Origin of the sequence: Pontibacter sp. 13R65, assembly GCF_047525655.1 — a bacterium.
Taxonomy (GTDB): Bacteria; Bacteroidota; Bacteroidia; order Cytophagales; family Hymenobacteraceae; genus Pontibacter.
Genome location: NZ_JBLIQL010000003.1, coordinates 221,598 through 236,052, shown reverse-complemented (window position 1 = coordinate 236,052; position 14,455 = coordinate 221,598). Strand labels below are relative to the sequence as shown.

Annotated in this window: 10 protein-coding genes; all 10 read left to right on the top strand. The window is 49.4% G+C overall.

Annotated features, from left to right (window positions below; genetic code table 11):
* Window positions 1-2: 2 nt before the first annotated feature.
* The 10 genes from ACMA1I_RS05425 (at window position 3) to ACMA1I_RS05380 (ending at window position 14,396) form a co-directional block, all read left to right on the top strand.
* A complete protein-coding gene (locus ACMA1I_RS05425; RefSeq protein ID WP_337067274.1) occupies window positions 3-416 on the top strand; it encodes a hypothetical protein in 414 nt (137 codons plus the stop codon).
* Window positions 417-419: 3 nt separating this feature from the next.
* The gene (locus ACMA1I_RS05420) at window positions 420-1,871 is read left to right on the top strand and encodes a hypothetical protein (protein ID WP_337067273.1); all 1,452 of its coding nucleotides are present in this window, start codon (window positions 420-422) and stop codon (window positions 1,869-1,871) included.
* A 162-nt stretch (window positions 1,872-2,033) separates the two neighbouring features.
* Window positions 2,034-2,240, top strand: coding sequence for a hypothetical protein (locus ACMA1I_RS05415; protein ID WP_337067272.1), 207 nt, complete (start codon window positions 2,034-2,036; stop codon window positions 2,238-2,240).
* Window positions 2,241-2,482: 242 nt separating this feature from the next.
* Window positions 2,483-5,917 carry a hypothetical protein gene (locus ACMA1I_RS05410; protein ID WP_337067271.1) on the top strand — a complete coding sequence of 1,145 codons (3,435 nt, stop codon included), beginning with the start codon at window positions 2,483-2,485 and terminating at the stop codon, window positions 5,915-5,917.
* Between the two features lie 378 nt (window positions 5,918-6,295).
* Window positions 6,296-7,243 carry a hypothetical protein gene (locus tag ACMA1I_RS05405; RefSeq protein WP_337067270.1) on the top strand — a complete coding sequence of 316 codons (948 nt, stop codon included), beginning with the start codon at window positions 6,296-6,298 and terminating at the stop codon, window positions 7,241-7,243.
* A gap of 177 nt (window positions 7,244-7,420) precedes the next feature.
* The gene (locus ACMA1I_RS05400; protein WP_337067269.1) at window positions 7,421-9,214 is read left to right on the top strand and encodes a hypothetical protein; all 1,794 of its coding nucleotides are present in this window, start codon (window positions 7,421-7,423) and stop codon (window positions 9,212-9,214) included.
* Window positions 9,215-9,226: 12 nt separating this feature from the next.
* A complete protein-coding gene (locus ACMA1I_RS05395) occupies window positions 9,227-9,886 on the top strand; it encodes a hypothetical protein (protein ID WP_337067268.1) in 660 nt (219 codons plus the stop codon).
* A gap of 751 nt (window positions 9,887-10,637) precedes the next feature.
* Entirely contained in the window at window positions 10,638-11,786 is a 1,149-nt protein-coding gene (locus ACMA1I_RS05390) for a hypothetical protein (RefSeq protein WP_337067267.1), read from the top strand.
* A gap of 16 nt (window positions 11,787-11,802) precedes the next feature.
* On the top strand, window positions 11,803-13,521 hold the full coding sequence (locus ACMA1I_RS05385) for a BCCT family transporter (protein WP_337067266.1): 1,719 nt from the start codon (window positions 11,803-11,805) through the stop codon (window positions 13,519-13,521).
* Window positions 13,518-14,396: a universal stress protein gene (locus ACMA1I_RS05380; protein ID WP_337067265.1), complete on the top strand. Its 879-nt coding sequence runs from the start codon at window positions 13,518-13,520 to the stop codon at window positions 14,394-14,396. The genes ACMA1I_RS05385 and ACMA1I_RS05380 overlap by 4 nt, the downstream gene beginning before the upstream one ends.
* Window positions 14,397-14,455 lie beyond the last annotated feature (59 nt).

Genomic DNA, 14,455 nt, shown 5'->3' with positions numbered 1-14,455 from the left:
GTATGATACAGAACTTTTTCTCCGGGCTTTATGAGCTCTTTTTAGGCCGGCCTATGCCTGCAAACTTTACGAACGACTACCGGGAGGTGGTTTTTCCAAACACGGGTCTGCAGCTTTTTATAATCTCGCTGGTGCTGGTGGTAATCTATTATTATGTGCTGAACCGCATGATGAGCACCGGGTTCTACAAAACTCAGCACTGGGTGCTCTTCCTGGTGCTCAATGCCATAATCGCGTTTATCATACCTATTGTTCAGGTTAACAGCAATGGCATTGAATCGCACTCCTATACCTACATGTTTGCCTTTGTGAACATGGTATATAGCCTGATTTTATTTTTTGTTTTCTCTATACTCCTGAAAAGAGGCTCTGTGCAGGCATGGACAACCCCCATGAAATGGCCTCATAAACGATAACCTATGGCAAAGCTTTTTGTATTCGGAATTGGTGGCACAGGTTCCAGAGTTATCCGCTCGCTGGTGATGCTGATGGCCGCCGGTGTCAAGATTCAGAACTGTGATAAAATAGTACCTATTATAATTGACCCCGACACCCAGAACGGCGATATGAACCGCACGGTTGAGCTGCTTAAGACCTATAAGCACCTGCACGATGGGCTCGGAAGAAGAGACGAAGGTTTCTTTCATACCGATATCAGTACACTCTCCAGCATTGCCGGCGACGGCACAGGCAAGATCAGGGATAGCTTTGTGTACGACTTTGGCGGCATCAACAAACCGTTTAAAGACCATGTAGGCTACAACCAGCTTGACATAGACAGCCAGGCACTCGTAGATTTATTGTTTACGCCCGAGAACCTGAGCAACAGCCTGGATGTCGGTTTCAGAGGTAGCCCGAACGTGGGCAGTGTGGTGCTCAACGAGATCATCGATTCGCCTGAGATGCGTTTTTTCGCCTCCAACTTTCAGGCCGGTGACCGCATCTTTTTTGTGAGTTCTATTTTTGGAGGAACAGGTGCAGCCGGTTTTCCGCTGCTGCTCAAGAACTTTAAAGATGTGCACACCACACTCCCCAACGCCGCCAGCCTGAACAGCGCGCTGACCGGAGCGATGGTGGTGTTGCCCTACTTCTCGCTGGAGCAACCTGCAGCAGGTGTTCAGGCCGACTTTATCGACTCCAACGCCTTCACTACCAAAGCTAAAGATGCCCTGTCGTACTACCAGCACCACCTGGGCGGTGTAAATGCCGTGTATTACATGGGCGATACCCCTGATAAGCCGCTGGAAAACAACCCTGGCCGTGCCAGTCAGAAAAATGATGCGCACCTGGTGGAGCTGCTGAGTGCCCTGGCGATTGTAGACTTTATGGATTACTCTGATAATGAGCTGTCGGGAGGGGAGGTGTACCATGAGTTTGGCTTGCGCGAAGATGTAAGCAATGTGCAATTCTCGCACCTCGATCAGGAGACCCGCGACCGGATTGCAAAGCAGCTCATCCGTTTCCACTATTTTGAACGCTACTATACCGCTCACATGCCCGATGATGCACAGGCGGCCTATGCCAAAGGCGTAGACCTAACCAGCGCCCTCCGGAACGAGCCGGTCTTTAAAGAACTGAACAAGTTTCTGACGCACCCTGATTTTGGTTACCAGACCTGGCTGAAGGAGCTGAGCCGGAAAGACCGAACCTTTGCCGCCCTCAACATAAACGAGACGGACTTTAACCGTATGGTGGCCGACAAGCAGGTAGAGACAGGTTTCCTGAACAAAGGGATTCACCAGGGCGCCTTCGTAAAAGAACTGAACCGTGCCTCCGAATCCATCTCCGACCGCGATGCCTATAAAGCGACTATCAAAGCCTTTGAAGCCGCTACGGAAGCTCTGGTAGACAGTAAGCTGAAGTACGCTTAGGTCGCGCTGCGCTACTCCTTTCTTTTTTGTCATCCTGAAAGGATCTTGTGGGCGAGAAGCAGAAACGTTAGCTATGAAAGATCACAACTATTTCGTTTACATCACGACCAATCCTAGTAAAAGGTTTTGTATGTAGGTGTAACAAATGATCTCAGCGCAAGATTGGAGCAGCATAGGCAGAATCGGGGAAAGCCAGACTCCTTTGCCGGACGCTACTATTGCTATAAGCTGCTGTACTACGAACGTTACACTCACGTACAACACGCTATTGAACGGGAGAAGGAAATTAAGAACATGAGCAGAGAAGCCAAATTAGAATTAATCAAAGCAGAGAATCCTTTTTTGATGTTTCTGGATGTGCGGGAGTAGCTATCGTTTTCGGATCTCGCCCACAAGATCCTTTCAGGATGACAATGGGGGAGGGATGATTGGGAGTAGACGGCTCCGGGAGACCAATTTCATTAGAATAATTAGAGACAAAAAGAAAATAGTAAGCTTTTTCACCTGAAGCAGGACAAAAGATAGATCGGAAGGAGAAATAAAAAAAATCCTGAACATCTTTTAATCATGGAAATCCTGATTCAGAGAAACTTTACCTAAACAGACTCAATATGCCGAAAGTACTTCGTCTTCATAAAACCGGATCTAACGTAGAAGGTTGGGCTAAAACAAGCCAGATAACCAGTACCGAAATTAAAGATATAGTAGATGGTGCCGGGGGCAGAGCACAGAAAATAAACGCTTCTATTCCAACACCTTTTGCCCGGATGCACTTGTTCGAAACGGCATTCGATTTTGTGCGACAGGGGGTGGCCGATACCAAAAGCAGCATTTACCACAAAATGGTAACTCATTTCTGGGATATGTGGGAACTGCTCTACAACCACGAAAGCTATGCCCAGGCCGGCAATAAGTTAATTGTGCGGCGCTGGAACAAGCAGCAGCAACTGGCGGCCATGAAAGCCAACCCGGGCACACACCTGCTTGGCAAAACGCTGGACCTGTTCCTCAACGACACCCGCTTCCGGGGCATAGAAGATATCTTCCTTTTTTACTTCGAAACCAGCGACAGACAAATGCAATTGATCGGGGGGACATCGCCGCTCACTTTTCTGTTTGTGTCCCCGAATGTGCAGCCGCTCACTATAAACCGGGCACAGAATGCGGGCGTGTACTTCGATAACCGCTATGTAGGGCTGCAGGAGCGCGCGCAGGATTTTAAAGAATATGTGCATAAGCTCTTTGCCTCTAACCCGGCTTATGTCCAGGCGTTTCCGGCGGTGTACAGTACCCTCGACGAGAGCCTGCTGCGTAGCCTGGCCATGTCGGGAGCAGTAGGAGCCAATGCGCTGGCCGCTGATTTTGCACCTCTGGTGGATTTCCAGCAGAACCCGGTGCATGTAGGACACCTGACGTTTTTGGTGCGAAAAGACCAGACTGCTGTTACGAGCAGCGACCTGTTCCTGCGCCCTACCAACCAGGCATTTGCAGGCGAGCGCCCTATTGTGCTGAAACCGGAACTACGGCTGGCTCCCAATGTAAAATATGTTAACAACCTGCCCTGGCCTGCCAACACCAGCGTAGGCTACTCCGATGCTAAAGCTATCCCCACTCGCTCTTTGCCTGGTGTAGGCTTTAACTACCCTTACCTCACCATCAACGACTTGTTGCAGGAGACCCTGGTGCAGGTGCCTTACGAGGTAAACACCGACCGCTTTTACAGCGGCACAGTGGTGTACCAGCCGGGCGTAACCGAAAAATCGTTTAACTACCTGCTGCCCATCACGAGCCTGTATTTTGAATATTTTACAGCGCAGGATCTGGCGAATCACCTTACTTTTTACATAGATGTAAACCATGTGCGGGTTACGCTGCAAGTGCCAACCGAGAGCGGAAGCGTGGTGTATGAGCGCAGCTATTACGACAATCCGCTGAACCCCAAAGATGCCAGTGGCCAGCTGATACCGGAGAAAGGACACATCCTGAAATCGAGGGTGGGACTGGGCATATTCCCGTTCTACAAGTTTACAGACACGCCGGCTTACAACGATTTTTATAAGGTGATGCTGGTGGATGAGGACATCGATCCGCTGCTGGTGAACCGGAACCACGACCTGTCGTTTTTTGCAGGCGGCAAGCAACTGGAGGCTGGTGGAGGCATTATCTCGGCCACAGCACATCGGCGTACTAAAAAGAGCAACAGCAGCGCGGGTAGCACCTATTACGAGATTAAAGGCACGCACTTTGATTTTGCCGAATTCAATCACGCAGGCGTAGATATATCAGGCAGAGCCTTGATTGTGCCACGTTTCCAGGAGGTGCAGCAGGGTATCCATAACTTTACTTTTGCTGTCGATTTTGGTACCTCCAACACGCACATCGCCTACACCTCCGGCGCGAACCAGGCCCCAAAAGAGTTTGCCATTACGGCCAACGACCTGCAGCTCGTTATGCTCAACAAGCCTTCCGACGATCCATCGCTTACTGATTACCAGCGCTACCATAAGCGGGGCTACGGCAGGTTGTTTGCGGTGGAGACTTTGCTGAAGCGGGAGTTTATTCCGTTGATCATTGGCTCTGGCGGTTCGCTCTACTCTTTCCCAACACGCACGGCCACCTGCGAATCTATCGACTTTGAGAACCAGATTCCGAACCTGTTCGGCAACATCAACATTGGGTTCTCCATCAATACAGAAGGCACGCACCAGGACCAGTACAAGCAGACCTACCACACCGACCTGAAATGGAGTGAAACGCTGACCAACACCGGCAAACGGCGCATCGAAGCCTTCTTTACCGAAATTATGCTGCTGCTCCGCAACAAGGTGGTGCTTAACAACGGCAACGTGACCAGCACCAAAATTGTGTGGTTCGCACCGCTGAGTTTCGATGAGTACTCACGCAACATGTTCCAGAACGTGTGGGATGGCGTGTACAACAAAGTCTTCCGCAACAGCAGAACAACCGTGTGCATTACCGAATCGGTGGCACCGTATTACTTCCTGTCCAGAACCGGGGCCGTGGTGCCGAGTCAGGATGAGAATCTGATAAACGTGGACATTGGAGGTGGCACTACCGATGTGCTGCTGTTCACTAACCGCAAGCCTTCGCACAGCTCCTCCTTCCGCTTTGCCGGCAACGATTTGTGGGGCGATGGCTTTGCCACTGTAAAAACCAGCAAAGACAACGGCCTGCTGCAATATGGCGTGGCGCATGTGCTGCAGATTCCGCTTACAGAAGAAGGCAAGGAGTACCGCAAGTTCCTCGAAACAGCCCTCGATAACCCGGATTTCAGCTCCGCCGACATTACCAGCTTGTTGTTCAGCTACGACAAAGAACTGCATTACAGCTCACAGCTCCTGCAGGCACGGCAACTACGCCTGATGTTTTACCTGCACTTCGGGGCGCTGATGTACCACCTGGCACAGCTCGTGAAGCAGCTGGACGTGCAGACTCCGCGTTACATCTGCTTCAGTGGGCAGGGCAGCTTGTACATTAAATTGCTGAGTGCGGGCAACAACTTATCTAATGTAGAGCGTTATGCCAAGCTGGTGTTTAAGAAGGTAACGGGGCAGGAGCCGCCGGCCAACTTTAAACTCGTGCTTGTCGATAATCCGAAGCAGGTTACGGCTAACGGAGGCGCTATGGCCCTGGAAGGCACTAACCTCTCCGACCTCACCGATATTCCGATCATCCGTCCGACAGGTGCTGCTACCGAAGAAGATGCCCTGAAAGTGGTGAACAAAAGCCAGGTGACAGGCACGCTTCGCCAGGAAGTACTCGACAATGTAATGGATTGCCTCCAACTGCTGCTCGACGATGACGATGTGGCCCCGCTCATGCGAACTATGGGCGTGGAGGTAGACCCGCTGCAGGTGCTGGACTTTATGCGCGCCAACATGCAGGATAGCCTGACCATGGTGCTGGAAGACACACTGCGCGGCCTGAGCGACCGGGAGCAATTGCCGGAGACCATGTTCTTTATGCCGCTCAAGCAGTCGCTGTACCTGCTTTCAAGAGAGTTGTTTCAGCAGCAGCAACATTAGCAAAAGATCACTCACAGCGTCGTCCGGACCTGTGAGTGATTTGCTTTTGCAAATTATTCTAATGAAATAGGCCTTCCGGAGGTGTTTTTAGAGAAACAAGACATAGGACACAAGGCAAAGGACTTTTAGAGGCACAGGCTGCTTCCTAAGCTTTTCTTAATTTTTAATTTCTAATTTTGAATTTGGCGGAACCCATTAAATTATTCTAATGAAATTGATCTTCGGGAGGTAATTTTGCCAAAAATGGCTCAAGGGCAAAAGCCAATTCAGAATAACGATTTTTGTAAAACGAACCGGCACAAGTGGTAGCCAGCTAAGTAGCGGAGCTTACACATGTGACTTTTTAGAAAATAAACTTCTTAACTAAGCAAGTGGTGTATGGAATACGCATCGATTATAGTGAGCATTGTAGCCATTTTGGTGGCAGTTGTTGCCTTACTCAAAGTAAATACTTATAACAGAGCTTTATCTGGTAAACTGGAGCGTTTAAAAGATCGCAACAGCATTCTGGAACATCAACTGAGCGAGATCCGGGGAATGGCCAGCAGAGGGGGCGGCAAGCGCCAAGAGTCTGCTCCTGCAGCTAAACCTGTGCCCCAAACTTCCCGCGTCATGACAACCGTTCCTGGCAGAGCAACTGATACACAGCAGGAGCCACAGCAGCCCCGGCAGCCTAAAAGACGCAACGAGTTTAAAAAACCGCAGCAAACAGACCAAGCTGAGCAGCCAGTGCCACAACAGCGGTCACGCAGCGTGGCAAGCGATGAGCCAGGTGCTGCAGAAATAAATATTGCCAGCACTCCAAGGTCTCAGCATAGAGAACAGCGGGAGCCACGTGAGCAGCGGGAGCCGAAGGGGCAGCAGGGCGAGCAACGGGAACGAAGAAACCAGCGGGAACAACAGCAGGAACGTAGAGAGCCGGAGCAGGAGAGAATAGACCAGCGGGAACAACAGCAGGAGAAAAGAGAGCAGCGGGAACAGCAACAGGAGCGCAGGCCAGCACGAGCTACCAGGCAATATGCCATTATTCCGGAAGACGGTGTTATAAAGCAACATCAACTGCAGCAGCAGCCCGACTCCGACAGTTACCTGGAGGTAGACACGCCGCAAGATGGCAACAGCAACACCACCCGTTACCGCTTTAACCTGTCCGGCAACCAGGCCTTTGTGATATCGCAGGGAATCGACCGTCTAGAGAACGCCTTCAGCTTCGAAAAGCCATCTAATCGGAAGGTAAGTCAGGTAGTACTGCAAAACGATGGCATTCTGGCCAGAGTTGGCAACGGCTGGCGCATTCAGGAAAAAGCAAAAATAGATTTCAGATAAGACTCTTCGTTTTAATTTTGAATGAGTGATTGAGTGAATTTCAATTTTGAAAGAGTGATTAAATGGATGAATGAATTCTTAATTCTGAAAGAGTAGAGGTGTGATGTGAAAATTTAAGAATTTCCAAATTAAATGTTCCCTCACCCACTCAATCACTCATTCAAAATTTAAAAAGCCATGGAAGGTATATTTCTCATTGAAACAGTATTGATCCTGATTATTCTGGGTTACCAGTTGTATGTGTACAAGGGGAACAAGCAGAAGATCAGAACGATTGATGAGTTATATCCTTCGGAGCATCAGCTGTCGGTAAAAGAAAGTGTGCTGGCGAACGGAGCCGGGGCAACCACGGCTGGTGGGGCCAGTTTGCAGCAGCAGTGGGAAGAACTACTGGCAGGTAAACCATTCAAGGAATATTCGCTGCACAATCCGGTCGTAATACGAGCCATTCGGGTTGATAAAGATGAAATTCGAATTGATGCGCGAAACGGGGAGGCGGTGCAGCAGTACAACGTAGCCAAAGAAAGGCTCCGGAAGCTGCTTGAAGATGGCAAAATACTCTTTGTGGAAGAGGCCCCGCCTGCTGCTCCTGCCAACGAGATTGGCCTTAGCCAGGAACCGGTGGCGTTCGATCTGCTGGAGGTAAGCAACCCGTCGCCCACTTTCAGCAAAATAGTAAAGAGCACCAACGAGTACCTGAAACGCAACAAAGGAGCCGCCGCCGATTTCGAGATATTGAAAGATGTGTCGGAGCGGCACTCGGAAGCCTTGGATGCGGAGGTGCAGGCTACTATTGCCACGCCCCTTTATGTAGGTTTGCTGGGTACCTTTTCGGGTGTAATTATCGGACTGTCGAGCCTGGTATGGAGCGGCCTCCGGGCACCAGAGGCAGTAGAGGGTGTTGAAGCGCTTTCTCCTTTCATTACAGATCAGAACATTCCTTCCTTCCTTTTTGGGGTTCTAATTGCCATGGCGGGTAGCTTTCTGGGGCTCTTACTCACGCTGATGGGGAACCAAGCGCTCAAAAATGCCCGCAGCAAACGCGATATGCAGAAAAACGCCTACTATACTTTTCTGCAAACCAACCTGCTGCCCAAGCTCAACTCCGACATGGCCGCTAGCCTCGGTAACCTGAAGTCGGTGCTCGACTCGTTCAACAAAGATTTCCTGGATAAGATTTTAGGTTTCAGGCCCATTGTGGATAGCCTGACGGAGAACATCAGTGTGCAGAAGGAATTTATTCAGAAGCTGGATGAGATTGGCTTTACGCAAATGGCCAATGCCAACATGATGGTGTTTGATAAGATAAAAGAGAGTGAAAAGCTCTTCATGAATTTTATGAAATACCAAGAGGCGCTGAACCAGTCGGTAGAGAAAGGTGCTGCTCTTACCAATAACATCGAGCAGGTGCTCTCGCGGCTCACAAGCTTGCAGGAAGGCTTTGATAAGGTGCCAGGCTACCTACAGAAACACGATGAATCGATTCAGCGGCAGGTAAACTTTTTTGGCAAGCACGAGCAGGAACTTAACAACATTGCCAGCCGCACCGAACAGTATTTCGATAAAGCCGCCCTTAAACTGACCGACCTGATGGAAGCGCGCCTGCAACACCAGGAGCGGGATGCACAGAATGCCTACGCCAAATGGCAGGAGCATTTCAGGCTGCTGAACGAAGACAACGTATACCAGCGCATTGTCGACTATATGCGGCCTTTCGAGAACCTGAACCAGCAGCAAAACAACCTGAACACGCAGCAGCGGCAACTTTCAGAAAACATAAGCACCACGAATGAGCGCCTCCTGAAAAAAATGGAGACTGATGCCCAGATTCAGCAGCAAATCCTGCAGCAACTCACAGAACTTAATACTTTTCTGGTGAAGAGTGCAGAGCCAGGACCAGTGAAAGCGGCGTTTCAGAAGATCTTTGGCGGTGGCAGCAACAACACCAACGCCAACAGGCGAGTACAGTAGCAGGAGAGGAGCATGAGCAAAGAGAACAGAGACTTTTTCTGGCCCAGTTACGTCGACCTCATGACGGTGCTTTTTATCGTAATGTTGGTGTTGTTTGTGCTGAGCTTTAAAATGTTCCAAAGCAAAGACTACGAAAACCGCAACACACTAGCCCGCCTGGAGGTACAGCTGGAGGAAAAGAAAAAACTGGACGAAATCAAAGCCGCCCTATCACGTCTCGACGCAAAGTATTTTCAGTACAACGAAAAGTACAAACGCCACGAACTGCTGGTAAACGTGCTTTTCGAGCCTAGCCGCGCCGAAATTCCGCAGGTAGCGCTGGCTCCTTTGCGCAGGGCAGGAGAGGAGTTGAGCCAGGTGCTGAACTCTATTGAGGATGACGATGTAAAATATCTGATCGTGATCGACGGCCGCGCCGCCAGCTACCCCAAAGGCGACCCCCGAAATATTACAGAGCGCGACTATGCGCTGGAGCTGAGCTACCGCAGAGCCCTCGCCTTGCTTAAGTTCTGGCGCAGTGCCGGCATTAAACTCCCCGAAGACAAGATTGAGCTTATTGCCTCAGGCAGCGGTTTCGAAGGAGCCGGCAGAACCGGCGACGAACGCGATCGCCGTTTTGTCATCCAGATTCTGCCGAAGGTGGGAACACTGAATGTGAAGCAAGTAAAATAGAAATTAGATTAAACCTTGCAGACCCTAGCAGCAAAACAACCAAAAACATTTCTGGAAGGCTATTTTTATTAGAAGAATTCTAGGTGTGCCATAGCAAATGGTTGATTATCTCTACTTCACTGCCACACGCATTGTCATTCCGGTGGGATCTTGTGGGCGAGAGCCATTGACAATAGCTACTTTCGGTTTGGTCTAAGTTTGCATAGCTCTTGTTTCAGCTGTGACATAAGCATGAACCTGCTACGTTGTTTGCTTTCCAAGTCTTTTTGTCTTGATACCATAGCCCTCAGGCGATGTAAGTACAAAATGACTGAGTAAGACCTTTCTTGCTTTGCTCACCTTGCCATTGAAGCTAATTTTTAGTTTCTTCGCCAATCTAGGGGCCTACGCCCAGCTCAGAATGGCCAGAAAAGTAAATTGGGATCGGTAATAACAGTATTCTGAAATTCTAAAGTCATAGCCCGGCAGCTATGGTATCAGAATAAATTGAACCAGTGAGCAGGCTATGAAACCGCCTCACGCTGTTAGCATAGCAATAGAAGCTGCTATGCTAACTTAGACTAAACATTACCAGTAGCCACTGCTCTTGTCTCTCGCCCAAAGGAACTTGTCAGGATAAGAAAAGGATAAAGTCTTATTCTACTGCTTCGCCTCAAAATTTACTTCTGCATCAAAAATCGCCATAAAAACAACTTTTGAAGTAAAAGCTCGTCAAAGTAAAGGGCTGCTGTAGCTAAAAAATTAAAGTTTAATGCATAAAACACTTTTACTGCTAACCTTTTTCCTGCTATCTACACTCTGCTTTGCTCAGGCTCCTGAAGAAAAACCAGAAGAGAAGCCTTTTCTAAAGTTAGGGGGCGCGGCACGCTTTAACTACAACCTCTCTACCTGGAAAAAAGACCAACTGGAGCGCGCCGGCGACTTTGGTTTTGATTTGTTCCGCATCAATGTAGAATCAGAATACAAAGGAATTAAACTGAATGCGGAGTACCGGCAATATTCACAAGCCTTTGGAGGCGGTTTTCTAAAGCAGGGCTGGTTTCAGTACGATTTTTCGGAAATGTCGCAGCTGCAGGTAGGGCTCAACCAGGTGCCGTTTGGCATTCAGCAGTATAACTCGAACAACTGGTTTTTTAACATGACCTATTACATAGGTTTTGAAGACGACCACGACATGGGCGTGAAATACATTCATGACAACGGCCTTTGGCAGTGGCAGGCGGCCTATTACAAAAGTGCAGAAGAATTTGTGTTTGGTTTGGCGGAACCCAGCCCAAACCGCTACTCCTACGACGTAACCGGGCGCAACAAAGAAAACAACCAGCTGGATTTTAAACTGGTACGCCGACTGGGCGATAGCCTTGGGCATGAGTTAGGCGCCTCGGTGCAGGGGGGGCTGCTCTACAACATCGACACAGAGCGGAACGGTACCCGCTATGCGGGCGCAGTGCACTACGAATATAAAGCAGCGCACAGCCCCTGGAACCTGAAACTGCAGGCCATGTTTTACCGCTTCAAGCCGGAATACGCTACCGGAGACGAGCTGGATTTTGTAGAAATGGGTGCGTACGGAGCTAACTACAATGTAGCCAACAGAGGCGAAGTTTATACAGCAGGCATTGCCTACCACCTGCCCATCGATACGCGCCTGTTGCAGGGCATCACTTTCTACAACAACTATGGCTATTACAACAAGCGGGTGAGCGGGTTCGAAAATTCACATATGAATGTGCTGGGAGCCTTGTTTACCGCAGGGGCCATGTACATCTACACCGATGCGGCATTCGGCTACAACCAACCCTGGCTAGGGCCAGAATGGACGAATGCTCTTGCCAGGGGCACAGCAGATGATACACGCTGGCACATGCGCTTTAACATTAACATGGGGTACTATTTCTGATTAAAAAATAAACTGAATGAGTAAAGTAAAAGGAAGTAATAGAAAAAAATCGTTGGGGCTGGATGTAAACGGGCCCGTATTCTGGTCATCTATTGTATTTCTGGTGATAAGCATTTCGCTTACGCTGCTGTTCCAGGAGGAGGCCGAAGGAGCTTTTACATCTATGCAAGCCTTTGTGGCGGTCAAAGCAGGGTGGCTGTTTACGGTTAGTGTAAATATATTTCTGATTTTCTGCCTGTTTCTGGCTTTCAGTAACTTCGGGAGGATCAGGTTGGGCGGCAAAGACGCAAGACCGGAGTTTAGCACCAGTGCCTGGTTTGCCATGCTCTTTAGTGCGGGTATGGGTATCGGGTTGCTGTTCTGGAGTATAGCAGAACCAGTAAGCCACTTTCAGAAGCCCCCGCTGGGAGCGCCTGGCACAGCAGAGGCGGCCCGTACGGCCATGAATGTTACGTTTCTGCACTGGGGGTTCCATGCCTGGGGCATTTATGCGCTGGTGGGGCTGGCACTTGCCTACTTCAGCTTCAGCCGAAAACTACCGCTAACCATCCGATCTGTCTTTTACCCTTTCCTGGGTGAACGCATTCATGGGCCGATAGGGCATGTTATTGATGTGCTGGCAGTGTTGGCCACGCTATTTGGTCTGGCCACCTCCCTGGGGTTGGGGGTAAGCCAGGTAGCTGCCGGCCTGAACCATATATTTCCGGCTATTCCAAACACCACCATGGTGCAGGTTATCCTTATTGCAGGCATTACTTTGGTTGCAACCGGATCTGTGGTAATGGGGCTCGATAAGGGTGTACGTTTTCTGAGCGAGTGGAACATGCGGATTGCCATCTTCTTGCTGGTGGCGGTTGTGCTGCTCGGACCCACAGTTTTCATTCTGGGTGCATTTGTCCAAAACACCGGCGACTACATAGGTAACTTTATGCAATGGTCGTTCTGGAATGAAGCCTACTCTGGCAGAGACTGGCAAGCGGGCTGGACCATATTTTACTGGGGCTGGTGGATTGCCTGGTCTCCTTTTGTAGGAATGTTTATTGCCCGCGTTTCTAAAGGTCGCACTATTCGGGAGTTTGTGCTGGGCGTGCTGATCGTGCCCTCGCTGCTTACCTTTTTCTGGATTACCGCCTTTGGTAGTACTGCCATACACGAAATTCTGGGCGGCGACTTAACCATTGCAGACGCGGTGAAAGCAGATGTTTCAACAGCTCTTTTTGTGTTTTTGGAGCAGCTTCCTTTCTCTACCATTTTGTCTGTTGTCGGTATTATACTTGTAGCGGGCTTTTTTGTCACTTCTTCCGACTCGGGTTCTTTGGTGGTAGATAGTATTACCTCCGGTGGTAAATTAGACTCGCCGGTAAGCATAAGAATCTTCTGGGCGCTAACGCAAGGAGCCATTGCGGCCGTTTTGTTAATTGGCGGCGGACTGAATGCCTTGCAAACGGCCGCTATTGTAACGGGCCTTCCGTTTACCATTATCCTGCTGCTGATGTGCTACAGTCTGTACCGTGGGCTAAGCGAGGAATTGGAAGATGAACTAAAAGCAGGCAAAGCGCAGCAGCGCAAAGATTACCAGCAGGTGCTCACTGAGATGCTTGCTAAAAGGGCGCAAAAGCAGCAAGTGCCACTTGCTGAAGGACCTAAAACAGAACAAGTGCCTCCTGCTGAAGGACCTAAAACAGACATTGATTCAACAGAAAACACACTAAACGAAAAATCTGATTTATTATGATAGCAGTAGACTCCTTAATGGTTTGCCTCGATCTGAGCGAGATGGACGAGAAACTGGTAGCCTTCACACGCTCGGTTTGTGAGCAAATTCAGGTTAACAAAGTTTATTTTGCGCACAACATCAAAATGTATGACCTGAGCGACGATTTTAGGGAATGGATGGGAGATGTGGACCTGAGCAAAGAGGTGGAGGATAATATTACAGAGGTGGTGGCAGAGCATTTTGGCAACGTGGCTAATTATGAGATATTAGTAAGCGAAGAACCAAACAGTGAGGTGATACTTGCTGACCTGGTAAAGCGCTACAAAGTAAAGCTGACACTGTTGGGTAAAAAGGCCAGCGAGAAGAGTACAGGCGCTTTGGGTACCAAACTGCTGCGCATACTGCCATGCAGCGTGCTGGTGTTTCCTGAGCAGGCTAGCCACAGCATCAACCGTCTGCTAGTACCCATCGACTTTTCCGACACCTCAATACATGCCCTTCGCCTGAGCAAAAGTCTGGCAGATCAATTGGGCCTGTACCTCGAAATTCTGCATGTTTACCGTTTGCCTTCGCAATATTTCCCGCTCATATCGGAGGAGAAGGCAGTGCGGAAAGCAGAGGGAAATGCAAAAGAAAAATTTGTGGATTTACAGAAGCGCCATCGGGAGATAAGCGAGGTTCCTTATACCTTAATGCGTGCCGCAGACAAAAGTATTGGCGAACGCATTTGCCAGCACCTCAAAAGAGGAAAACATGATCTGCTGGTACTGGGTCTGAAGGGGAACAATCCTTTACCATCCCTCAGTCTGGGCAGTGTGCCTACCGAGCTATATGGCTCAGAAGTGACGGTACCCATGTGGTTTGTATACTCTGAAGATGTAATTAAGAAATAGTAGCAAGCTGGCAGAGGCTCCGAGAGGAGGCATTTCTTCTGAAAATGTCAGAAGGAGAC